This window comes from Populibacterium corticicola (genome assembly GCF_042683685.1).
Taxonomy (GTDB): Bacteria; Actinomycetota; Actinomycetes; order Actinomycetales; family Cellulomonadaceae; genus Timonella; species Timonella corticicola.
The window spans coordinates 280,832-301,053 of record NZ_JBHUOP010000001.1; the positions used below are offsets into that span (position 1 = coordinate 280,832).

Below are 20,222 nucleotides of genomic sequence, written 5' to 3' on the forward strand. Positions count from 1 at the left end.
GTGAGTGCGGGGCTTGAGTGTGAGTGCTAGCAGTCCTGACACTGAAGTCAAAACCCACATTCACAACCGCGCTAAGGTCCAGCAGTCACACCACCACCTAAGACGAGCCGATGCCCAGCGTAAGCCAGAAATCAGAACGTAACTGGCTCGTCGGCAATGAATCCAAGGCGCAGTCGTATGCGACAGCGTTCCACATTCCCGAATAGGACTCGCCTTCAGACAGAACCCGTATTCTCAGCCGCGTGCGCGCCGCAGGAGCCAAATGAAGTACGGAGCGCCCACGAGGGTGACCATGATCCCAGCGGGCAACTGGGAGGGAGAGATCAGCGTACGTCCAAGAGTGTCTGCAACGAGCACAAGCAGTGCGCCAAGGAGCATGGCAACCGGTATGACCCGGGCTTGTCTGGCGCCGACGAGAGCACGCGCGAGGTGCGGTGCGATGAGCCCGACGAATCCCACTGTTCCCACTGCGATGACTGCTACGGCGGCAAGCGCTGCGGCGAGCGTGAGCACACCGAGACGGGTGCGTTCGAGGCGAACCCCGAGGATACGAGGGGTATCGTCGTCGACTGCGAGCAAATCGAGTTCTCGGTGCAGAGCGACAAGCACGGGGATGACTAGGATGAGTCCCGCTGCGACCGGCAGGGCATCTGCGAAGGACCGACCGTAGGTTGTTCCAGACAACCACGTAAGGATCCGCGGCGTTTCCCACGGATCGGAGCGTAGGAGCAGGAACGTGGTCACAGCGTTGAGCGCATAGCCGCAACCGATACCGACCAACACGAAGCGATCAGGGAAAAGCCCACCACGCCATGCCAGCAGTGCCACGACTGCGAAGGTGACCAGCCCGGCGATCACCGCCATGACGACGAGTACGGGGCGGCCACCGCCACCGAACCCTGTGGTGACAACAAAAACAGCTCCAACCCCGGCTCCGGCTGTGATTCCGAGAAGGCTGGGTTCGGCGAGGGGATTGCGTACGGTGCTCTGTACGACTGTACCTGACAGCGCCAGTGCTGCTCCCGCGAGAACCGCTGCGGCGACACGTGCTGCTCGTTCGTTCAACGCTCGATCAATGAGATTAGGCGCGCTTGCTTGTAGCCATAACTGAACATCCCCGAGCTGTAGCCAGAGGTTTCCGGCTAACAGCCCGATAACCACGGAAGAAACCAGTAGCGTAACGCAGACAATCAATACGGCAAGGAAGCGCCGCCGGGTACGGAGCGCGGATGGCGCGCTGGCGGCCATTCGGGCGGCACCTGTGTCACGCATCCGCATCGCGAGGATAACGATAATGACCCCGCCAAGGAATGCGGTGGGAATGCCAGTGGGAATTGAGGTGGCGCCTTCGGGGCTGAGAACCGCGCGTAAGATCGCGTCTGCGAGGAGGATGAGCAAGGCACCGAGCAGCCCCGATGCGGGTACAAGGAATGCGTGGCGACGCAGCGCGGGCACGTAGTTTGCGATGAGTCTGGCCAGCACAGGCCCGCCCAACCCAACAAACCCGATTGGCCCAGCGAGTGTGACAGAGGAACTCGTCAGGAGCACCGCGCAAAATATTGCGATGGCACGTGTCGACCGCAGTGGGACCCCAAGCGAGGCTGCGGTGTCGTCGCCAAGACCAAGCACATCTAGGCGCCGAGAAAGCAGCAGGGAGAACAACAGAATCACTGCGATCAGCGGCGCCGTGCGAACTGAAGCATCAATGTTGAGTTGTGCGAGGGACCCGCTTCCCCATGCAAACAACCCAGTGGTGTTTTCTCGGAACAGGATAAGCAATAATGCCGTCCCAGAACTAAGCGCCATGGAGATTGCAGAACCTGCGAGAATAAGCCGAGTGTTTGCCGTTCCCGAGGCGCGACCTGTGAGTCCCAGCACAAGTGCCGCAGCCAACAGGCCGCCGGTGAATGCAACGCTGCTCGATGCCCATAGAGGCACTGATATGCCGAATGCCGCAACCACGGTAAGCGAGAAGTGCGCCCCCGAGGTTACGGCAAGGGTGTCGGGGGAGGCCAAGGCATTGCGCGTGATCGACTGCAAGAGCGCGCCGGCAACGCCAAGTGCGAAACCAACGGCGATGCCCGCACACAACCGAGGTAGGCGAGAACCGAGGAAAACATCGTTTACCGAAACCCCACCCACCCGGACGTCTTCACCGAAGAGTGCTCGAAGTAGTTCGGTGGTTCCAACCCCAGAGGTGCCTTGCGTTAGATGCCATAGTCCGACAGCTACGACGCCCATGACCAGCGCTACGAGCAGGGAGAGCCCGCCAAGTAGGACGTTGGAACTTAAGGCGGATGCGCCGCCGACCTGCTCCTCGTGTGAGGAGTGGTCGGCGGCGTGAAGCGTGTCTCGTCTGGTCACTGCCCGGTGATGACGTCGACAAAGGCGTCGATCGCCTGCTGGTTGGAGCGTGGACCGCCAGCACCCCAGATACCAGGAGGGAATTCAAAGGCGCGGTCTTCCTGCACCGCAGGAAGCGCCAGCCAGATAGGGCTCTTGGTGAACTCGTTGACGTAACTATCGGCAGTGCCATCATTCGCAAAGATGAGGTTTGCCTCTCCGACCCCGACAAGTCCCTCAATGTCAGTCTGGGCGAGGCCATAGGAAGGATCAACACCGCCACTGCCGTAGGAAGAGTTGACATCGTTGGTCCAGGCGCCGTTGAGTCCCAGTTGTTCTCCCAACTCGGTGAACAACGCGCCCTTACCGTATGGACGGATGACGACGTTCCCGGACTCGATCCAGCCATCGAAGAAGACAAAGTCGTTGGTTGGAAGTTGTGCGGAGGCAACCTTCTCCTTGGCGGCGGAGAGATGCTTGTCGAATTCCTCGATCACCTCTGCCGCACGCTCGCTGCGTCCCGTTGCCTCAGCGATGAGGGAGAAGACCTTCTTCATGTTCTCGATCTGTCCGCTCGTGTCAGTGCCGATTGTGGCGAGAACCGGTACATCACCCTTCTCGAGTTTCCCAAGTAGCTCGTCGTCGGGGCTGTTTGCCTCGATGATGATGAGGTCAGGGTCGGTCGCGTAGATCGCGTCGAGGTCTGGCTCACCGCGTTCGCCCACATTGACCACCGACTCCGGCAATGTCTCAGCGCTTACGTAGGTTGCGAAACCGTCAATAGATGCTGCCCCGACTGGTGCGACACACAGTGTGAGCAGGTCCTCGGTCTGCTGCCATTCCAGGACAACAATGCGTTCGGCTGGCTTGTCCAACTCGATCAACCTGCCGTGGCTGTCTGTCATCGAGACGGGATCAGTGGAGGTCGTTGTGGAGTCTTGTGCACAACTATCTGAAATGGCCGCGCTGTCTGATACTTCTTCGGCAGAGTTGACTGTGGTGGTTCCACATGCCGAGAGCGTGAGTGCTGTGATGCCCACACAGGCAACGGAAACAAGGCGGTTGCGGGTTTTCATGTACGGTCCTTTCCGGAACGGTTGATGGTCAGGAATCTGATGAGGCGTGAGTATGTGGGCGGGGCGCATGACGTCCGATCGGGTCTATGCGCAGTCTGCCAGTGTGTTGGTCGAGCCTCACGTCCACGCGGATCTCGTAAGCGTGAGCGATGTTTTCAGCCGTGAGCACGTCAACGGGAGTGCCCTTGGCGACGATCTGGCCGGCTCGCATGAGCAGTAGTTCGTCGGCGACCTGTGCGGCGTGATCAAGATCGTGCAGTACGACCCCCACTGCGACCCCATGGTCGTCGGCGAGGTCTCGGATTACATCCAGCGTTTCGATCTGATAGCGCAGATCGAGGTGATTGGTGGGTTCATCCAACAGCACAACGCCGGTCTGCTGCGCCAAACAGGCAGAAAGCCAGACCCGCTGGAGTTCACCTCCAGAGAGGGTGCCTGCAGCACGGTCTGCTATGGCATTTAAACCCGTCGCCCTTAATGCGCTCTCAATGGCGGCATGATCTTCGCGAGTGAGTCCCGAGAAACGGCGGCGGTACGGGTATCGGCCAAAGGCAACAACCTCTTTGACGCTCAAACCCTGTGGTGCGATACGCGATTGGGCGAACAGCGTCACCTCTTGTGCGAACTCTCGTGGGCGCATGGAGTGTATTGGCCTGGGTTCTGCGTCCATAGCTTGCGTGAGGACAATGGTTCCCGCTGCCGGGTGTAACTTGGCAAGCCCGCGCAGTAGCGTTGATTTCCCTGAGCCGTTAGGGCCGACGAGTGCTGTGACCTGGCCTGAACGAAGTGCGATATCAACGCCGTTGACGACTGTATGGTCGCCGAAGCCGAGGACAACTCCGGCACCACGAAGTGAAGCGGTGGAATCGTCGGGATTCGTTGACGTTCCTGAGTTTTGGGCAGGCTCAACCGAGGTGAGTGCGGTATTCGTCACGATGGCTCCTGCAATGGAAGAACTAGCATGGGGCAGGGCCTCCGTATCGGCACACGGCACGATGGACGCTTCAGATGAAGGTTAGGCTTGCCTTTCCTTATAAGGCTAACGAGGTAATTGGGCGTCCGCAATCAAGGCTTTAAGACATGGAATATAGAGTTTCAGTCATTTGGGTGCGTAAGTTCCTGGGGTTGTCCCCATCACTCGTTTGAACGATGCGATGAACGTGCTCGCCTGCGAGTATCCAAGCTGTTCGGAAATCTCCTTTACGGGAAGCCCTTCCCCAATGAGTGTGAGTGCGTGATGAACGCGGAGTGCTTGGCGCCACTGCAGGAAGGACAGCCCGGTATGGGCACGGAACAATCGCGTGACCGTTCGTTCGCTGCTGCCAACCTCAGCGGCCCACACACTCAATGTGCGATCGTCCGCGGGGTCCGCCACCAGAGCGTCAACAATCGGACCGATGCGCTCGGCGTGCGGCACAGGGAGCGCAAGTTGAAGATCGGATGGCTCAAGAACGTCAAAGACAACTGCCTCAGCGCGCAAACGTGCCGCCTGAGAAAGATCAGTGTTTTCCAAGTGGGTGAGGAGGGCCGCAATCACGGGTGTCACCTCCACAGGGGTTACTTCAGCGAAGGCCACCGGGGAGCGATCAGGATCGAACAGCGCGTTGAAAAGGGAGGACCGAGCTGTCGTGCGTCCAGAATGCACGACATTGGCGGGGAGCCATAGCCCGTGACCTTCTGGAACGGTGATCATCTGATTGGCAAGTCGGACTGTCATGGTGCCGCCGCGCATCCACACGAGCTCGTGCAGTGGGTGTGCGTGTGGCTCGAACTCGAGTGGCACGGAAACAAAGGCACTCTCCACCACAATTGCAAAAGGATCGGACACGCTTGTTGGGGAATCCACGTCATCAAGCACGACCGTGTGGGGTTCGCGCGCCCAAGACCCGCGGGACGCGATCACCATGCCTGTGCTTCCAAAATGTCAACGATGCGTTCTGCCATACGATCAGCACCAGCATGATCATCCGCGGTGACTGTCACGACGGCATCGCCGAGAAAAATGAGTAGTTGTCCATATGCGCCGTGTAATCTCCACGCTGAACCGGGGCCACCCCAGCCTGCGATCGCGTAGCGACGGTAGGCGGGAGCGCCTTGCAATTCCGTCCAATCTGAGTGCAACGCCTGTACCCACTGCTGCGAAACAAGAGGTTGGCCCTGCCATATGCCGCCATCACGGATAAGTTGCCCAAGCAGTGCGAGCTCTCCCAGCCGTAACTGTAGGCCTTCTCCTGCAAGGATCCATCCGTTAGGGCAGCGTTTCCAGTGCGGTGCCTCGATTCCCAGCGGTTCGAAAAGTCGTGGTGTGAGCCACGTTGGCACATCACCAACGACGGTATCGAGTACTCGCATAGCCGTATATGTGCTGGCGTTGGAGTATTGAAAGACCCTTCCGCGCGAGGGGCGACTGAGGAACTCTCTGGCAAGGTCAGGCCAATCCGTCATCAGGGTTGGTGACCATGGCAGATCGATCCCACTGGTCATCATCAGCAAATGCCTCATGCTAACGGTTGAGACTCCCGTGCCAAGCGTAAAGTCTGGTAGATAGGTCGCTACAGGAGCGTCGATGTCGAGCAGGCCCTCATCGAAGGCGATCCCGGCAGCAAGCGCGCTAACCCCCTTCGCCACTGAGTGGATATCTCGGCGAATATCCTCGCCCCAGTGGTGCTCGGCCACGTCATGTCCGATTCGCACATGGACCCCATGGGCTGCGAATCCATCTGACTCAGCGGCCTCCGTAAGCTTCTCAAGGATATTCTGCGCGCGATTCATGCTCCCATTATGCTGCGTGCAACTGGGGGCTCCCGAACCAGTGAGGCTGTAGATGGGCTGAACGCATTGAAGGTTAAGTCGCATAGCGATATAGACCGGGTATCAAGAAATAACGATGTCGTGGCGCAAAACCTGCCGTCGCAGATCTGGAACACGGCATTGCTCAACTGGTGCGCCAAGCAGGACTTGCACTAGGGAACTAGATGAGGGCTGCAGGGGTTGCCGCTTGCTTGCATAAATCATCTTTGAAGTAGTGCTATGCAGTTCTCGATGGCACCCCAGCATGTGTCATTCTGTGCGATGAAGCGCGTGCCAACGCCTACTCATATCACCTACCGAATATGTGCGGACAGAACACTCGCACGAGGGGCACAGGCAATCAACTCCGGCAGAACTCGGAGTGTCTGCCAAACTTGTCAGGCACTGGCCTGACTCGGCGGAAACGCGTGCGATAGCCTAAAGAAACCACAGATCAAAGACGATCTACAGGGAAACTGTCTACTCAAGGAAAACAATGGCACCAAAGAAAACCCTGCCCCTAGCCGCAGCAATGAGCGTTTTGCTCACGCTGACAGGATGCGCAGGACTGATACAGCCCACGCCGACTGCCACAGTCACCGAAACCGCTCAGCCTGAGCCTGCCAAGACCGTTGAAACAGAGCCCGAAGAAGCAGCCCTGAAACAAGCAGTCACCGACTATACAGCAGCGTTCTTCACCGACGCTGAAGCCGCATGGAATCTACTATCTGAAGAGTGCAAGGCGAAACTGCCTCTCCCCGGTTTCCAGTCGATGATTGACCAGGCAAAAGTTCAGTACCCAAGCGGCGCAGAAATCGAGGCCATGACAGTCGCCATCGATGGCGACAAAGCCTCGGCAACCTACTCACTGAACGTGAGCGCGTTGAGTCAGGAGAATCAGTCTTGGGTCAAGGAAGGCGGGGAGTGGAAGTACAACGGTTGCGTGGAGTCCGGGTCATCAGAGCCGCAAGAGAAAACGCGTCCGGCTTTCGGTGACACCTACACTTACCCGTCCGGCATATCTGTCAAAGTGGGAGAGCCGGAAGAAATCACGCCGTCGGAGTACGCGATCACAGGCGAGGGAATACACCTCAAATTCGATATCACGTTAACGAACGATACTGGCGAGGACTTCGACCCGATACTCTTCACAGCGTCTGCGGCGAGCGGCGGCGAAGAAGCTGAGCGAATCTTCGACGGAGAGAAAGTCGGAGGCGCACCGTCCACCACGATTCTGGACGGGAAGAAGGTTACGTTCTCAATCGGGTTCTCAGTACTAGACCCGGAAGACATCACTATGGACGTGTCACCTTCATTCTCGTTTGACGAGAGAAGCGTTGTTTTCACTAACTAGCCCTGAACGCAAACAAGTCCGGCCCACCCGAAAGGGTGGGCCGGACTTGTTTGGTCTGGCTAGAGTGCCAATCTCGGTTTTCGGCAAGATCGGCTTGTTTACTGGTGCCCCAACGTGGAGAAAACTGTAACAGCGTTCAAGGCGCTGAAATCGTTGATTTATCGCGGATCTAGCGAAGGGTGCGATATTGAAGATTCTAGTCTATCTACGCAGCGGACCGATGCCGGGGTCGCGTGGTGACGCCGACTGGGACAGCTGTAACCCCTGTCACACCGGAGATGATCGAAGGAATGGTTTCGGCATACGAATCGGGGGCCCCGTTGATATCAATTGCTCGCGAGCACCGGCTAGGCAAGGAGAAGGTGAGGGATCTTTTGAAGGATGCTGGTGTTCGAATCCGTCGACAGGGTCTAGACGATGAGCAGGTGGCTCATGCTGTTCGAAGGTATAGGGAGGGCCTCACCATTCGTGAGATTGCCATCGAGGTGGGTGTAGGGCACTCAATAGTGTGGAGAGACCTCAAGAAGGCTGGAGTAAAACTGCGTTCTCAATCTCAACGACCGAGATCGAAGTGACGTAAAGCGAGAGCGAAATCTGAAGCCTCCGGTGTGGCGTATTGCCAAGAAACGCCACACCTCGCTGTTCTATTGACTAATCACATCCAGTCGCTACAGTTTTTCATTCCCAGGCGGCAGTGTAAGTGGGGTAAACATCCCGTCAGAACTGGAGTTCTTATTGCATTTGCGCGCTCCGTGCGTCACTGGTTTACACGACTTGGAGACAGTTATTCAACTAATTCCCGTGCCCGACCCTGATCTAAGCCTTGGTTCGCGTTTGAGCTCTCATCGACTCAACGGCAGCGACAAGATCCGAGTCCTCGACGCTCGTCTCATTCCACTCCGTCCAGAAGTTACGAGTTGCACTCGCAGGCTTCACTTTGGGTGCGTCAAGGCGGATTCTGGTCGGGAGAATGATCGCGTCTCCAAGAAGCAGGGCTTCGCCTACATCAAGAAGTGGCAAGGCAGCAGCGATTCCCTCCATACTGTCGGGCATTAAACGCTTAACAACAGCTTGGTCTTGATCGTTAGTAAGACGTAATACAACGAAGTTGTTGCACTGCGAGAGAACTGTCCGACTGACATCAGACGGGCGCTGGCTTACTACGAGAAGTGAGATTCCGTACTTGCGCCCCTCTTTGGCGATTCGTTCAAAAGATTCGAGTGCTCTCTGTTCAGCGGGGTCGGGGGCCGATGCGGGGAGGTAGAGATGTGCCTCATCGCATACGAAGGTCACAGGAGTTCTTACGTCCTCGTCAGTCCAGAAGTGGATTTCATAGAGCACCCTCGCGAGTACGCCAACGACAACAGGCAGTACGTCGCTCGGTACTTCGCTGAAGTCTATGACTTTGATACCAGGCTTGGTGCCGAGGAGCTTTTTTGCCAGCTCGTGAAGCCACTCGTATCCAACGTCTGATTGCGGCGGCGCGAACATGAACCCGTAGCGACGGTCCTCGACTCGGGAGCGAAGTCTCGCAATGAATCGAGTTAGTTTGCCTTTGAACGGTCCAGCAGCACCCCTCGAAGTTGACCCTGGCACCATCTCGATGTCATCAGCTTCCAGTCGCGCGAGGAGTTCATCGAGGCTGAAAGGTACCGGACTATCGACTGTGAATCGCTGAGCAAGATCGGTTCTACCGTCTGCAACCAGCTGTTCGTGCTTTAGTGCACGGACGTGATGTAGTAGTCTTGCGGCCTGATTGGGAGCATTTGCTTCAGATCGGTCAAGGAGGAGAGCTTGCATTTCTTCCTGGTTCAAAAGCCACCACGGCAGGAACAATGTGCCGTCCTCGCCTATGCTCTCAGCAGGTCCGGCAATTCGGAAGCCCTTGGCAACCGCATCTTCTCCGGCCGTGAGGGGAGTATACTCCCCATGCATGTCGAAGACGATCAAGTTGGGGTGGGCTAGTGCGCGAGCGCGTTCCAAGATGAGAGCCACCGACCAGCTCTTGCCTGATCCTGTGCTGCCCAATAATGCTGCATGGCGCTGAAAGAGACGATCACCGTCGGCAACCGCTTTTGCGGTCGGATCAGCCACGAATGTTCCCAGTTGCAGCCGTTTCTCTGGTTCGAGCTGCTGGGACAGCAAGCCCATGAGCTTCTGCAGGTTGGGTCCTTCCAGAACCCAGCAAAGCGAATCTACAAGGGGATAACTGTCCGCACCTCTTTTGAATGTGTTGGTCCGTGTTCCGTCAACTGTTCGGTATGTACCGAGCAGGACTACCCGCAGGAGGTCTCGCTGCCGGGTCTCGACCGGCACGCTTTCATCGGCCAAAGGGTCGTCCTCGACGACGTCAGTCCTGCACCGGGTGAAGAGTTCGACCCTGAGACGTTCCTCCTCGGGGACGGGACGCTCTACCTTCTTGCTACCGGTGCCGGGGCGGGCGCGTCATCTGCGCTGGTGGCGGCGTTCATCGAAGATCTCGTCGAGACCGCGAGGCAGATCGCTGCCCGTTCACCGGGCGCACGGATGGACCCTCCTTTGCTGCTGGCTTTGGATGAGATGGGAACCTTGCCCCGCTCCTATCGCTGCCAACGTTGATGGCAGAAGGCGGCGGCACCGGCATCACACCCCTCCCGGTACTGCAGTCACTCGCACAGGCGCGCGAGAAGTGGGGTGAGAACCAAGCGAACGCGATCTGGGGTGCCTCGATCGTGAAGATCGTCCTCGGCGGCGCATCCAACAGTCGCGACCTCCAAGACCTCGCCACCCTCATCGGCGACCGCGACGAAACCACTGACTCCGTCACCACCGACGCGTACGGTGCGCACTCCAGCCAACGCTCGATCCGCCGCGTCCCGACCCTCCCACCCGACGTACTGCGGACCCTGCCGTTCGGGACTGGGGTGGTGATGCTCCGCACCGCACGCCCCATCATCACCACACTCCGGCCCTGGCCAGCACGCCCAGACGCGACACAGCTCCGTGAGGATCGGGGCGTTGTCGAGCAGGCGCTCAGCGGCACCTCAACCTGAGGTGCTCGCGCCTCACTGCGGGATGGTGCCTAGTTCGATGAGGCTGCGGTTGTGGAAGTAGTCGTCTTCTCTCAGCACCGTGATGGTTCCCGGCCGCGCCCGAAGCCGCATGTGTCCGAGCGCGTCGATAGGCAGGCGCAGGAAGGCTGCGGCAGCGAAGGTGAGTACCCCGCCGTGGGTGGAGATGATCTGGTGCGAGCATTGCCGTTCGAGGATCTCCTCCATGCTCTCGTAGATGCGAGTTGCGAAGACGTGCATCGTCTCCGCCCCGTCAATGCCCTCGTCGTGGCGAAGGCGCTTACCCACCGGGGGTGGGGTGCGGAAGCGTTCATCGAGCCAGGCTTGGGGTTTCCCTTCGGCAACGCCGTAGGACTTCTCTCGAAGGCGCGGATCGAACACGGGCTCGATACCCAGGTGTGTACTGATCGCTGCCGCCGTTTGCGTGGTGCGCCGAAGGTCCGACGAGAACAGTTCGATACTTTCTGAGCGGGGGATTCTCGCTGCCAAGGCAGCACCGACCTGATCCGCGGCCTTCAGGCCCTTAGGAGTGAGTTCGGAGCCGTACCAGCCCCCGACGCGCCCCTCTACGTGATGGGTTGCTTCGGGGTGCGTCACGACGTAGAGCGTCCTCATGCGATCCCTTCACCCTCCTGCTCGCTGACTTGCCTAGACGGCAGCGAGCTCAGGTGTTCGTGGGTGAGCCGCCAGCCGTGTGGGCTGCGCGTGAAGACGTTGGTGGCGCGCCCAGCACCGGAGCGTTCCTGCCCATCGATGGTGCCGCTCCAGTGGTAGGTGTAGGTCGCCACTGCGGCGTCCTCGGAGAGGGCGACCCATTCGATATCTTCCGCCCAGTAGGTCTCGTCGGGGATCATCGCCCAGGTCCGCTCGAAATACCCTCGAACCTCACTGACGCCGATGCAGGTCGCGTCACCGAAGAAGTAGACCGCATCGGGTGCGAGCACGCGTTCGACGTGGTCGAAGTTGTGTGTGTTCGTCGCAGCCAAGTACGCCTCCAGCGCTGCAGCAGCACTCTGCGCCGCAGCCACTTCACCGTGTTGAATCTCAAGGGATGCGAACATCTTCCACACCGGTGGGCCATCACCGGAGTCAGTGTGGGCGGTGACACCAAAGCCGTGACGCTCGTACAGGCGCACGTTGCGCGGGTCCGAGGTATCGAGCGCGACAGCACGACCCCCACGGGCTCTGACCTCCGAGAGTGCAAAGTGAATGAGCGCGGAGGCGATCCCGCACCCTTGGTGCTCGGGGCGCACGCCGAGGGTCTCCAGTCGCCACGCTCCCTCCGGTGGCGGGGCCTGATCGAGGCGGTCGATGCGGTCGCCGTGCAACGCGACCACCTCTTCCACCATGGCCGGTGCTGGGTCTGGCGCATGCGGCGGCAGGAGCGCGATCACCCCATCGCTGTCCCCGGTAACGGCCACGATCCCGTGCTCGCGCGCATACCCCAGGTAGAGGTGTTGTAGCGCGCGCAAGCGGGCCAGGTAGTCGCGCTCCGGGAGCACGTGCCGTGTCCACGGGTAGTGCTTGAACGCTGCCGTGAGGGTGTCTGCTGCAGCCGCCAGATCAGCAGGTCGCGCGTGCCGCACGAGGGTCATGTCGTCTCCTGAATATCGTTGGGTGTACCTGATTCGACGATGGCCTGCAGGGTCGCAAGGTGCTGCTCGAATGCGTCGCGGCCGGTCTTCGTGATCCCGACCCACGTGCGCGTACGCCTACCGACCGGCTCCTTCCGCACGGCCACGAGCTTCGCTTCTTCCAGCACGGTGAGCGTCTGCGAGAGCGTGGAATCGCTCACCTCGAGCAGGTCTGCGAGGAACCGGAAGTCCACATCCTCCAAGTTCCGCAGCGCCGCCAGGAGTGAGAACCGCACCGGCGAGTGGATGAGACTGTCGATGCTCTTGCGCGGATGACTCATCGGCGGGAACTCGCGAACAAGCACGCCACGACCGGCGTCACCGCGATGACCCCGGCGAGCACCCACCACCACGGCGACGACAACTGAAACAACTGCAGAGCCGGGTCGAGCATGAGCGTATACAGCGCGAACCAGGTCGCGACCGCGATCCCCATGTTCCGCAGCCCATGCCGGGGCACGGACTGCCGGTACCGGAACGCGATCATCCAGATACACAGCGTGGCGAGCACGAACGGCGCGAACGCCTTCCAGTAACCCACCCCTGCCACATCGACCGACACGGTGAACGCCAACGCATACGCCGCCTGCAAAAGCACGAACACCTTGAACCAGCGCGTCGCACGCTTCGCATGCAGGGCTGCCTGCTCACCTGCTGCGACAATCCGAGTTGCATCATCAACAGAGAACGTGTTTTCACTCATGCAAGCACTTTAGCAATCATAAAGCGAGGCTGTCCAGTCAGCGCGGACCAGTGACCGTACCTGTCCGGTGATCCCCGCAGTTGCGGAGTGTGAGACCGATAGGAGTACCTGCTGATGAGTATCCGCACGAAAGAGTCCCTCGCAGGATTCGTCGCCACGGACCCGGAGCTGACGTTCACGAGCAAGGGTGACGCCCGCGTCTACATGCGTTTCGGGCAGCCCCAGGCCCGGTTCGAGGAGGACGGGACGTTCACGCAGCTCGATCCGGAATTCACTGACCTAGTGATGTTCCGCAAGTCCGCCGAGCTCGCGCACGAGCAGTTCCGCAAGGGCGACAACTTCATCGCCGAAGGTGAAACCCGCACCTATACCGGGGACGACGGCACCGAGCGGGAACAGTTCGTCGCTTCCCGGATCGGGCACGACAACAACATCACCCGCTACACCGTCGATCGCCGCAGCCCCGAGCGCGAGACACCGCAGCATGAGGCCCCGGGCCGGGAGCAGGTGCAGCAGGCGCTCGCGCAGCGCGAAGCAGACCTCGGCTCCGAACCACCCTCAGCAACCAGCACCGGTCAGGTTCAGCGTGAAGTCGTTGCCCGCTGAACTCCTCAACGTGGGTGCGGCGGCACGGGCTCAGCCTCGTCGCCGCACCCGCCCAGATTCTTGTTACGTCGCGGAAGTGGCGTGCACTCTTTCAGGAGTAACCCATGACTGACCAGATACCTCCGGACATGCCGGGGCCGGACGTCGATGACGTGAACCTCGATGATCTCCCTCCAGGCGTGGAGGAGGAGACTCGGGAGTTCGCGAAGCAGGCCTATGTGAACGATCTTGCGGCGGCGCTCGGGCAGGTGCCGCGCCCGATCAACTGGCGCAACCTGCCCCCCAGCAGACCTCGAGCACGAGCTCCTTGAGCTGAACGCGTGGGTCGACTGGCTTCGCCACACCTACGGGCTGCCCGCCCAGGTCGTGCCACTGATGTGGCACCGCCACCCCGAGCTCCTGTGGGAGCTTTCCGCTTTGAAGCAGCACTGGTTGTTCTGCTTCGACCCGCAAGCAAAAGGCAACCAAGCGCTCGCATGGCATCACGACTTCGCTATCACCCGTGAACGGCTGCGCGACTGGGTCACGATCTCCGGCACGCGCCTGGACCGTGACCGCCCCACACGCACCACGGCCTGGCCAGGAGGCGAAGCAGAAGGCTGGACCCAACCCTCCACAGCAGAGGTGCCGGTAGTGGAACGGACGAAGGATTTCCTGGCGTTCGTCGAAGAGCAAGTCCAGGCGAGGACTGCCGAGCAGGATGCCGTGATCCGTCAGGTCCTCGCTGATGAACAGCTAGGCCGTGATGGGTGACGCTACCTCGCGGCGTAAACCTCCGGCGTCGGAGCGTTCATTCGAAGTCCGGGTCGCCCATCGAGATCGCCCGAACATGACCGCGCTAACCGAGTTGTTCGTCCGGTTCACCCTGGCCGAAGCAAACGCACGCCGTGCCTCTGAGGCCGCGCCCGTGACGACTCGTCCCGAGGTGCTGAAGCCGGTCGGAGACTGGGACCGCACCGGTGAAGGAAGGTAACATCACAACCCGCCCACAATAGGTGGTGGCGGGAAGAACATCGAAAGAGGCCCCGCCATGACATCTGTACTCGACGACTTCGCCCCCGTATCCGCTGCCGCCCAGAGCATGCTTGCTCCGGCCGTGACATATCTTCGGGTGTCTACCAAGGAACAGGCCACCAAGGGCGGTCGGGACGAGGGGTTCTCGATCCCCGCGCAGCGAGCCGCGAATCACTCCAAAGCCGAATCGCTGGGAGCGGCGATCATCAAGGAGTTCGTTGACGCGGGTGAGTCGGCGAAGAAGGCTGACCGGCCAGCGCTTCGGGAGATGATCTCCTACGTCAAACGTCACAAGGTCGCCTACTGCATCGTCCATAAGGTCGACCGGCTCGCCCGCAACCGTGCCGACGACGTCGAGATCCACATGGCCCTCCGCAAGGCAGGGGTCATGCTGGTGTCGGCGACCGAGAACATCGACGAGACCCCGTCTGGGATGCTGCTGCACGGCATCATGTCTTCGAACGCGGAGTTCTACTCCGTTAACCTCGCCAATGAGGTGATGAAAGGCCTCGTGCAGAAGGCCTCGACAGGTGGCACCCCAATGCGTGCCCCGATCGGTTACCTCAACACCTTGCACCGGGACGAGCTCGGCCGCGAAGTGCGCGGAATCAAGCAAGACCCCGAGCGGGCGCTCCTGGTCAAATGGGCATTCACCGCGTACGCGTCCGGGAACTACAGCATCGCGAAGCTGCGCACCGAACTGACGAACAAAGGTCTTCGTAGTGTTCCGACTCCGAAACGCTCCGCGCGTCCTTTGGGTCTGTCGAGCGTGCATCGAATGTTGCAAAATCCCTACTACAAGGGCGATGTCGTTTACCGGGGTGTGCGCTATGACGGGGCACACGAACGGCTCGTGGAACCAGAGGTTTGGTACCAGGTGCAGGCCGTGCTGCGTTCCCACGCCCAGTCCGGGGTTCGCACCCAAAAACACGACCACTACCTGAAGGGCTCACTGTACTGCGGCAGGTGCAGGCAGCGGATGACGATCATCCACGCCAAGAATCGGCATGGCAACATCTACCCGTATTTCATCTGCCTGGGCCGTAACAACAAGCGCACCACCTGCGACATGCCCTACGCACCCGTTGACCGGGTCGAGAAACTCGTTACCGACTACTACCAGCGCATCACCCTTACCCCCGCAATGAGTGACGCGCTACGAGGAATGCTCATGCACGAGTTCGATCAGCTCACCGCGGGCACAAGCCAGTCCATCCGCGACCTGATCGACCGTCGCAAGCAGATCCCCATCGAGCAAGACAAGCTCTTGGAGGCTCACCTTGCTGACGCGCTCACGCTCGAGCAGTTGAAGAAGTTCCAGACCAGACTGCGCGCCGAGCTCGACGGCATCGAAGCGCAGATCGCTGAACACCACAACGACTATCAGGGTGCACGCGACCTCATCGACGGTGCCTTAGACCTCGCTCGAGATTTCGCAGCTGTCCACGAGCGCTGCGATGACCAGAACAAGCGCCTCGCGAACCAGACGTTCTTCACCCGTATCTACCTGAACGAGAACGACAACCTCGTCGCTGACACCGCAGCACCGTTCGAGACGATCCTCGACGAGACCACCAAGCAGCAAGCGATCGCTTGGGCAGAGCAGCGCAACGCTAGCAATGAGAAGAGCGATGTTGTAACCCAGGACCTTTTTCTTCAGGCCCGGGTTACAACATCGCTTATTGGGTGCCCCAAGCAGGACTTGAACCCGCGACCAAGGAATTATGAGTTCCCTGCTCTAACCAACTGAGCTATTGGGGCGTGCACCATGGCCAGCGGATCAAGTGATCGTTCGTGGTGCATGTATAGGTTAGCGCCTTTTGCAACTGTTGTTTGTCAGCATCTCGCACTAACGTGGAAAGTATGTTTCGTAGAAAAGCAGCCCTGCCAGATCCTGTTCGTCGCCAAATCCGCGAGATTACAACGGAACGGGTGCTCGCATGGGCGCAGGGACAGCGTGCAAGCCTCATCGATGAGGACGAGGAATCGGCGAATGTTGTACGTGCCACAGTCGAGGATTCTCCGGCTGAGACGCTCGAATACGTTGTCGGCGATGACACGGTAACCGTGGCGGCCACGGCTAGGCGGTTGATCGCTGTGGCCTCTGGCGTGGGTGGGGAATCTGGTTCCGTTGAGGGTTTCTGGTGGCATGAGATTGACCGTGCGTTTTGGGTCGCCGAAGAGCGAATCATCAGGGTGTCATTCACCACAGCAGATGAGGAGCTCATCCTGCAGGTTGGAGTTGACCTTCCCATGGAGTTCCTGTCGATTCTGCGTGACAGGGTGGAGAACTCGGTTGTGTTGAGCGAGACGATTGCGCTTACTTCTGCGGAAAACGTGCGGGTTGCTGTGCGTCGTGATGAGGTCGGAGATATCTTCGTGGAGGTGCTCTATGATGACGGAATCGATCCGAACCACCCTGTTGTGATGAAGAAGGTGGCGCCTGTCGTTGCGCGGCTACGTGAAGTGTCCGGTGCGCGCTGAAAAACCTGCTACAGTTTTATCTGTTGCTTTTCGCGCGGCATGGATCTGGTGTCCGTGTGGCCGGTGAGGAGCGGTTACTGGGGTCTTTGTGGATTTCGGTTTCATGCACCGATTCGGTAAAGTGAAGGGCGTATTCCCGCGTAGCTCAGCGGCAGAGCATCCGACTGTTAATCGGACGGTCACTGGTTCGAATCCAGTCGCGGGAGCGATATAACTGAATAGTCGTATCACATACGATCCCGCGTAGCTCAGCGGCAGAGCATCCGACTGTTAATCGGACGGTCACTGGTTCGAATCCAGTCGCGGGAGCAATCAAGACCCGAGTGCTTCACTCGGGTTTTGTTTTACCCAGCGAGTTGTCATATGGCTTTCAGGAATCACCTGTTTCGAAGAGACCAGCTTGTCCACGATGGGACCTGTTTCGTGGGACAATGGTGCGCATGGCGATTAGAGAGATTAGAACTGTTCCGGACCCGGTCCTTCGTACCAAATGCGAAGAAATCACCACCATCGATGCTCGGGTCAAGGGTCTAGTTGAAGATCTCCTCGAAACTGTGGATATGGAAGGTCGCGCTGGTCTCGCCGCCAACCAAATTGGCGTGAACCTGCGGGCATTTTCATGGAACATCGACGATGAAATCGGCTATATCCTGAACCCGCGGATCGTGGAGCTTTCCGAGGACCGCTTCCAGGAGGGCGACGAGGGGTGCCTCTCTGTTCCGACTCTGTGGTATCCAACCAAGCGTGCATGGTATGCCCGTGTCGAGGGAATGGACCTCGATGGCAAGACGCTTGTCGTTGAGGGAACTGACCTCATGGCCCGCTGCCTGCAGCATGAGGTGGATCATCTTGAGGGCATGCTGTACCTCGATAGGCTGGAACGGGCCGTGCGCCGTAAGGCTATGCGTGACCTGCGCGAATCGCTCTAGGGGAAATATCCACCAGTTAGATTGATCTGGCGCTTCTGCGCCAAGTGAGGCATCATAGGTGGCAGGGTTATTTAATCGTGATCTTTGCGGGGCCCCATAGGGGAAGATGCGAGGTCTCAACTAGGTAACGTTGGCTAACCGGTTATATGAATCCATGTGGTGCGAGGACGTAGGGGAAGACGGCCCTCAACCAAGGAGGAACATATGACGGGTGTTTTGACGCGCGGTGTTTTCTTCGTGCACTCTGCTCCTCGAGCAATGTGTCCACATGTGGAGTGGGCTGTGGAGCAGGTTCTTGGCGCGCCCGCACATTTTGACTGGATTGATCAGCCAGCCGCGCCTGGCATGGTGCGCACCGAGTTTTCGTGGCAGGGCAAGCAGGGCAGTGGTTCCAAGATTGTCTCGGCGTTGCGAGGATGGGATCACTTGCGCTTTGAGATCACTGAGGACCCTTCTTTCGGTGCTGACGGCTCTCGCTGGAGCCACACGCCGTCTCTCGGCATCTTCCACGCCAACATGGACATGCACGGCAATATCGTGGTTTCCGAGGCCCGTATCCGGGCCGCGATGGAACACTCCCACGATGCGTACCGTATGCGACGTGAGCTTGATCTTGCTCTGGGAACCGCATGGGATGAGGAACTCGAACCGTTCCGCTACGCAGGGGATGGCGCGCCAGTACGCTGGTTGCACCAGGTCGGCTGATTGGATGACTAGTTCGCGGCCTGATAGCGCGGAATTGGTGCATCGCTGACATCTCAATTGACGACGAGCGGGTCGACACCCATCATGGGTGTCGACCCGCTCGTCGTCAATATTGGTGCTTGCTGAACGCTCGCCAATGGGGCTGTGAGCGGTGATTTTCCACCCACGCATTGGCTGACAGCGCATACAGCAAAGCGCTCACCCAAGCAGAGGCTTGGGTGAGCGCCCGCAAGGACTCACGCGTTCTGGACCACCAACGCAACGTTGTGTCCACCGAAACCAAACGAGTTGTTGACCGCGGCGATGTCGCCGTCCCGCAGTGCGCGAGGGGTGTCCCGAACCAGGTCGAGCGTCAGCTCTGGGTCTGGGTCCGACACATTGATCGTTGGGGGAGCGGTGCGTTCGGATACCGCGAGGACCGTGAAGATCGTTTCGAGGGCGCCAGCGCCGCCGAGCAGGTGACCGGTCATCGACTTGGTTGCCGAGAGTGCCACGTGGTCCGCGTCATCGCCGAGAACGCCGCGGATCGAGCGGGCCTCAATGAGGTCGCCGACAGTGGTCGAGGTCGCGTGTGCGTTGACGTGAACAATATCTGTGGCAGATACTCCTGCATCAGCGAGAGCGTCCTTCATGGCACGGATCTGGCCGTCACCGGAAGGCTCAGGTGAGGTGATGTGGTATCCGTCAGCGCTCAGACCAACGCCGCCGATCTTGGCGTACACCTTGGCACCGCGAGCTGCAGCGTGCTCGGCAGACTCAAGGACAACGATTCCGGAACCCTCACCGATGACGAAGCCGTCGCGGTTGATGTCGTAGGGGCGCGATGCACCGGTTGGGTCGTCGTTGCGTAGCGAAAGCGTACGGGACGCAGCGAACGCGGAGATAGGCATCGGGTGGATGGTCGCTTCGGTTCCACCGGCGATGACCACGTCAGCGCGGCCGGAACGGATCATCTCGACACCGTAGCCGATCGCCTCAGCACCGGATGCGCAGGCGGATACGAGAGCGTGTGCGCCAGCCTTGGCACCAAACTCGAGTGATACAAAGCCGGTTGGGGAATTCGGCATAAGCATGGGAACGGTCATTGGGAGAACGCGGCGTGCGCCCTTCTCACGCAGGGTGTCCCATGCGTCGAGGGTCGTCCAGATTCCACCGATGCCGGAGGACACAACGGTTCCAAGGCGGGTACCGTCGATCTCCGGCGCGCCAGCATCCTTCCAAGCCTCGCGGGCCGCGATGATCGCGTACTGCGTGGACGGGTCCATGCGCTTGATCTCGGGGCGGGTCAGAACCTCTTCAGGGTTGACCGCGATGGTTGCAGCGAAGTTGACGGGCATGCCGTACTTTTCAGCCCAGTCGTTGTCGAAGGTGCGGGCACCCGACTGACCGGCCAAAGCTGAAGCCCAAGTTGATGCCACGTCTCCGCCGAGTGGCGTGGTGGCGCCCAGTCCGGTGACAACGACTTCTGGAACGGAGGACATGTTCATCTCCTTGAATGTGTGTGGGGCAGTGCTTACAAAGATGGGAGCGGAGA

22 protein-coding genes, 3 tRNA genes and 2 pseudogenes are annotated in these 20,222 nt (G+C 59.6%); 13 read left to right on the forward strand and 14 right to left on the reverse strand.

The window, feature by feature from the left end; all coding sequences use genetic code 11:
* Window positions 1–234: 234 nt before the first annotated feature.
* The 5 genes from ACFSYH_RS01215 to ACFSYH_RS01235 all read right to left on the reverse strand — a co-directional run bounded on the left by ACFSYH_RS01215 (window position 235) and on the right by ACFSYH_RS01235 (window position 6,191).
* Window positions 235–2,364, reverse strand: coding sequence for an iron ABC transporter permease (locus ACFSYH_RS01215; RefSeq protein ID WP_377464625.1), 2,130 nt, complete (start codon window positions 2,362–2,364; stop codon window positions 235–237).
* The gene (locus ACFSYH_RS01220) at window positions 2,361–3,419 is read right to left on the reverse strand and encodes an iron-siderophore ABC transporter substrate-binding protein (protein WP_377464626.1); all 1,059 of its coding nucleotides are present in this window, start codon (window positions 3,417–3,419) and stop codon (window positions 2,361–2,363) included. Before ACFSYH_RS01220 ends, ACFSYH_RS01215 begins: the two co-directional genes overlap by 4 nt.
* A gap of 28 nt (window positions 3,420–3,447) precedes the next feature.
* Window positions 3,448–4,353, reverse strand: coding sequence for an ABC transporter ATP-binding protein (locus ACFSYH_RS01225; RefSeq protein ID WP_377464628.1), 906 nt, complete (start codon window positions 4,351–4,353; stop codon window positions 3,448–3,450).
* A 165-nt stretch (window positions 4,354–4,518) separates the two neighbouring features.
* Complete coding sequence (locus tag ACFSYH_RS01230; protein ID WP_377464629.1) at window positions 4,519–5,325, reverse strand: AraC family transcriptional regulator; 807 nt, start codon at window positions 5,323–5,325, stop codon at window positions 4,519–4,521.
* On the reverse strand, window positions 5,319–6,191 hold the full coding sequence (locus tag ACFSYH_RS01235; protein ID WP_377464630.1) for a serine hydrolase domain-containing protein: 873 nt from the start codon (window positions 6,189–6,191) through the stop codon (window positions 5,319–5,321). The genes ACFSYH_RS01230 and ACFSYH_RS01235 overlap by 7 nt, the downstream gene beginning before the upstream one ends.
* A 514-nt stretch (window positions 6,192–6,705) precedes the next feature.
* Between ACFSYH_RS01235 and ACFSYH_RS01240 the strand changes: the two genes are divergently transcribed.
* Window positions 6,706–7,563, forward strand: a complete 858-nt coding sequence (locus ACFSYH_RS01240) for a hypothetical protein (protein WP_377464631.1) — start codon at window positions 6,706–6,708, stop codon at window positions 7,561–7,563.
* A gap of 290 nt (window positions 7,564–7,853) precedes the next feature.
* Window positions 7,854–8,138 (forward strand): helix-turn-helix domain-containing protein, encoded by a 285-nt coding sequence (locus ACFSYH_RS01245; protein ID WP_377465225.1) that lies wholly within the window; start codon window positions 7,854–7,856, stop codon window positions 8,136–8,138.
* A 241-nt stretch (window positions 8,139–8,379) separates the two neighbouring features.
* On the opposite strand, the gene ACFSYH_RS01250 is transcribed toward ACFSYH_RS01245, so the two are convergent.
* Window positions 8,380–9,714: an ATP-binding protein gene (locus ACFSYH_RS01250; protein ID WP_377464632.1), complete on the reverse strand. Its 1,335-nt coding sequence runs from the start codon at window positions 9,712–9,714 to the stop codon at window positions 8,380–8,382.
* Between the two features lie 186 nt (window positions 9,715–9,900).
* Here ACFSYH_RS01250 and ACFSYH_RS01255 point away from each other — a divergent pair.
* Window positions 9,901–10,595: pseudogene (locus ACFSYH_RS01255) on the forward strand (type IV secretory system conjugative DNA transfer family protein); the annotation flags it as partial.
* Window positions 10,596–10,607: 12 nt separating this feature from the next.
* On the opposite strand, the gene ACFSYH_RS01260 reads toward ACFSYH_RS01255, so the two are convergent.
* From ACFSYH_RS01260 to ACFSYH_RS01275, 4 genes are read right to left on the reverse strand one after another with little or no spacing between them, the layout of a single operon-like run.
* Complete coding sequence (locus ACFSYH_RS01260) at window positions 10,608–11,228, reverse strand: histidine phosphatase family protein (protein ID WP_377464634.1); 621 nt, start codon at window positions 11,226–11,228, stop codon at window positions 10,608–10,610.
* Entirely contained in the window at window positions 11,225–12,208 is a 984-nt protein-coding gene (locus tag ACFSYH_RS01265; protein WP_377464635.1) for a GNAT family N-acetyltransferase, read from the reverse strand. The genes ACFSYH_RS01260 and ACFSYH_RS01265 overlap by 4 nt, the downstream gene beginning before the upstream one ends.
* The gene (locus ACFSYH_RS01270; protein ID WP_377464636.1) at window positions 12,205–12,528 is read right to left on the reverse strand and encodes a transcriptional regulator; all 324 of its coding nucleotides are present in this window, start codon (window positions 12,526–12,528) and stop codon (window positions 12,205–12,207) included. Before ACFSYH_RS01270 ends, ACFSYH_RS01265 begins: the two co-directional genes overlap by 4 nt.
* Complete coding sequence (locus tag ACFSYH_RS01275; RefSeq protein ID WP_377464637.1) at window positions 12,525–12,950, reverse strand: hypothetical protein; 426 nt, start codon at window positions 12,948–12,950, stop codon at window positions 12,525–12,527. Before ACFSYH_RS01275 ends, ACFSYH_RS01270 begins: the two co-directional genes overlap by 4 nt.
* A 114-nt stretch (window positions 12,951–13,064) precedes the next feature.
* On the opposite strand from ACFSYH_RS01275, the gene ACFSYH_RS01280 reads away from it, so the two are divergent.
* The 5 genes and pseudogenes from ACFSYH_RS01280 to ACFSYH_RS01300 all read left to right on the forward strand — a co-directional run.
* Complete coding sequence (locus tag ACFSYH_RS01280; protein WP_377464638.1) at window positions 13,065–13,556, forward strand: single-stranded DNA-binding protein; 492 nt, start codon at window positions 13,065–13,067, stop codon at window positions 13,554–13,556.
* Window positions 13,557–13,660: 104 nt separating this feature from the next.
* On the forward strand, window positions 13,661–13,867 hold the full coding sequence (locus tag ACFSYH_RS01285) for a hypothetical protein (RefSeq protein ID WP_377464639.1): 207 nt from the start codon (window positions 13,661–13,663) through the stop codon (window positions 13,865–13,867).
* A gap of 106 nt (window positions 13,868–13,973) precedes the next feature.
* Window positions 13,974–14,309: a hypothetical protein gene (locus tag ACFSYH_RS01290; protein WP_377464640.1), complete on the forward strand. Its 336-nt coding sequence runs from the start codon at window positions 13,974–13,976 to the stop codon at window positions 14,307–14,309.
* A gap of 76 nt (window positions 14,310–14,385) precedes the next feature.
* Window positions 14,386–14,529, forward strand: a complete 144-nt coding sequence (locus ACFSYH_RS01295) for a hypothetical protein (RefSeq protein ID WP_377464641.1) — start codon at window positions 14,386–14,388, stop codon at window positions 14,527–14,529.
* 108 nt (window positions 14,530–14,637) lie between these two features.
* A pseudogene (locus ACFSYH_RS01300) lies at window positions 14,638–15,678 on the forward strand (recombinase family protein); the annotation flags it as partial.
* 48 nt (window positions 15,679–15,726) lie between these two features.
* On the opposite strand, the gene ACFSYH_RS01305 reads toward ACFSYH_RS01300, so the two are convergent.
* The 3 genes from ACFSYH_RS01305 to ACFSYH_RS01315 form a co-directional block, all read right to left on the reverse strand.
* Entirely contained in the window at window positions 15,727–15,942 is a 216-nt protein-coding gene (locus ACFSYH_RS01305) for a hypothetical protein (RefSeq protein WP_377464642.1), read from the reverse strand.
* A gap of 42 nt (window positions 15,943–15,984) precedes the next feature.
* Complete coding sequence (locus tag ACFSYH_RS01310) at window positions 15,985–16,155, reverse strand: hypothetical protein (RefSeq protein ID WP_377464643.1); 171 nt, start codon at window positions 16,153–16,155, stop codon at window positions 15,985–15,987.
* Window positions 16,156–16,257: 102 nt separating this feature from the next.
* A tRNA-Ile gene (locus tag ACFSYH_RS01315) sits at window positions 16,258–16,331 on the reverse strand.
* 102 nt (window positions 16,332–16,433) lie between these two features.
* Between ACFSYH_RS01315 and ACFSYH_RS01320 the strand changes: the two genes are divergently transcribed.
* The 5 genes from ACFSYH_RS01320 to ACFSYH_RS01340 all read left to right on the forward strand — a co-directional run bounded on the left by ACFSYH_RS01320 (window position 16,434) and on the right by ACFSYH_RS01340 (window position 18,688).
* Complete coding sequence (locus tag ACFSYH_RS01320; protein WP_377464644.1) at window positions 16,434–17,054, forward strand: hypothetical protein; 621 nt, start codon at window positions 16,434–16,436, stop codon at window positions 17,052–17,054.
* Window positions 17,055–17,188: 134 nt separating this feature from the next.
* Window positions 17,189–17,260, forward strand: a tRNA-Asn gene (locus tag ACFSYH_RS01325).
* A 31-nt stretch (window positions 17,261–17,291) separates the two neighbouring features.
* Window positions 17,292–17,363: transfer RNA gene (locus tag ACFSYH_RS01330), tRNA-Asn, on the forward strand.
* Window positions 17,364–17,494: 131 nt separating this feature from the next.
* Window positions 17,495–17,983, forward strand: coding sequence for a peptide deformylase (gene def, locus ACFSYH_RS01335; RefSeq protein WP_377464645.1), 489 nt, complete (start codon window positions 17,495–17,497; stop codon window positions 17,981–17,983).
* Between the two features lie 204 nt (window positions 17,984–18,187).
* Entirely contained in the window at window positions 18,188–18,688 is a 501-nt protein-coding gene (locus ACFSYH_RS01340) for a DUF3145 domain-containing protein (RefSeq protein WP_377464646.1), read from the forward strand.
* Between the two features lie 236 nt (window positions 18,689–18,924).
* Here ACFSYH_RS01340 and ACFSYH_RS01345 read toward each other — a convergent pair whose 3' ends face one another.
* Entirely contained in the window at window positions 18,925–20,169 is a 1,245-nt protein-coding gene (locus ACFSYH_RS01345; protein WP_377464647.1) for a beta-ketoacyl-[acyl-carrier-protein] synthase family protein, read from the reverse strand.
* Window positions 20,170–20,222 lie beyond the last annotated feature (53 nt).

Coding starts and splice junctions, on each gene's coding strand:
- ACFSYH_RS01220 (WP_377464626.1), bottom strand. CDS start 3,419: ATGAAAACCCGCAACCGCCTTGTTTCCGTTGCCTGTGTGGGCATCACA.
- ACFSYH_RS01230 (WP_377464629.1), bottom strand. CDS start 5,325: ATGGTGATCGCGTCCCGCGGGTCTTGGGCGCGCGAACCCCACACGGTC.
- ACFSYH_RS01235 (WP_377464630.1), bottom strand. CDS start 6,191: ATGAATCGCGCGCAGAATATCCTTGAGAAGCTTACGGAGGCCGCTGAG.
- ACFSYH_RS01240 (WP_377464631.1), top strand. CDS start 6,706: ATGGCACCAAAGAAAACCCTGCCCCTAGCCGCAGCAATGAGCGTTTTG.
- ACFSYH_RS01245 (WP_377465225.1), top strand. CDS start 7,854: ATGGTTTCGGCATACGAATCGGGGGCCCCGTTGATATCAATTGCTCGC.
- ACFSYH_RS01250 (WP_377464632.1), bottom strand. CDS start 9,714: ATGGGCTTGCTGTCCCAGCAGCTCGAACCAGAGAAACGGCTGCAACTG.
- ACFSYH_RS01260 (WP_377464634.1), bottom strand. CDS start 11,228: ATGAGGACGCTCTACGTCGTGACGCACCCCGAAGCAACCCATCACGTA.
- ACFSYH_RS01265 (WP_377464635.1), bottom strand. CDS start 12,208: ATGACCCTCGTGCGGCACGCGCGACCTGCTGATCTGGCGGCTGCAGCA.
- ACFSYH_RS01270 (WP_377464636.1), bottom strand. CDS start 12,528: ATGAGTCATCCGCGCAAGAGCATCGACAGTCTCATCCACTCGCCGGTG.
- ACFSYH_RS01275 (WP_377464637.1), bottom strand. CDS start 12,950: ATGAGTGAAAACACGTTCTCTGTTGATGATGCAACTCGGATTGTCGCA.
- ACFSYH_RS01280 (WP_377464638.1), top strand. CDS start 13,065: ATGAGTATCCGCACGAAAGAGTCCCTCGCAGGATTCGTCGCCACGGAC.
- ACFSYH_RS01285 (WP_377464639.1), top strand. CDS start 13,661: ATGACTGACCAGATACCTCCGGACATGCCGGGGCCGGACGTCGATGAC.
- ACFSYH_RS01295 (WP_377464641.1), top strand. CDS start 14,386: ATGACCGCGCTAACCGAGTTGTTCGTCCGGTTCACCCTGGCCGAAGCA.
- ACFSYH_RS01320 (WP_377464644.1), top strand. CDS start 16,434: ATGTTTCGTAGAAAAGCAGCCCTGCCAGATCCTGTTCGTCGCCAAATC.
- def (WP_377464645.1), top strand. CDS start 17,495: ATGGCGATTAGAGAGATTAGAACTGTTCCGGACCCGGTCCTTCGTACC.
- ACFSYH_RS01340 (WP_377464646.1), top strand. CDS start 18,188: ATGACGGGTGTTTTGACGCGCGGTGTTTTCTTCGTGCACTCTGCTCCT.
- ACFSYH_RS01345 (WP_377464647.1), bottom strand. CDS start 20,169: ATGTCCTCCGTTCCAGAAGTCGTTGTCACCGGACTGGGCGCCACCACG.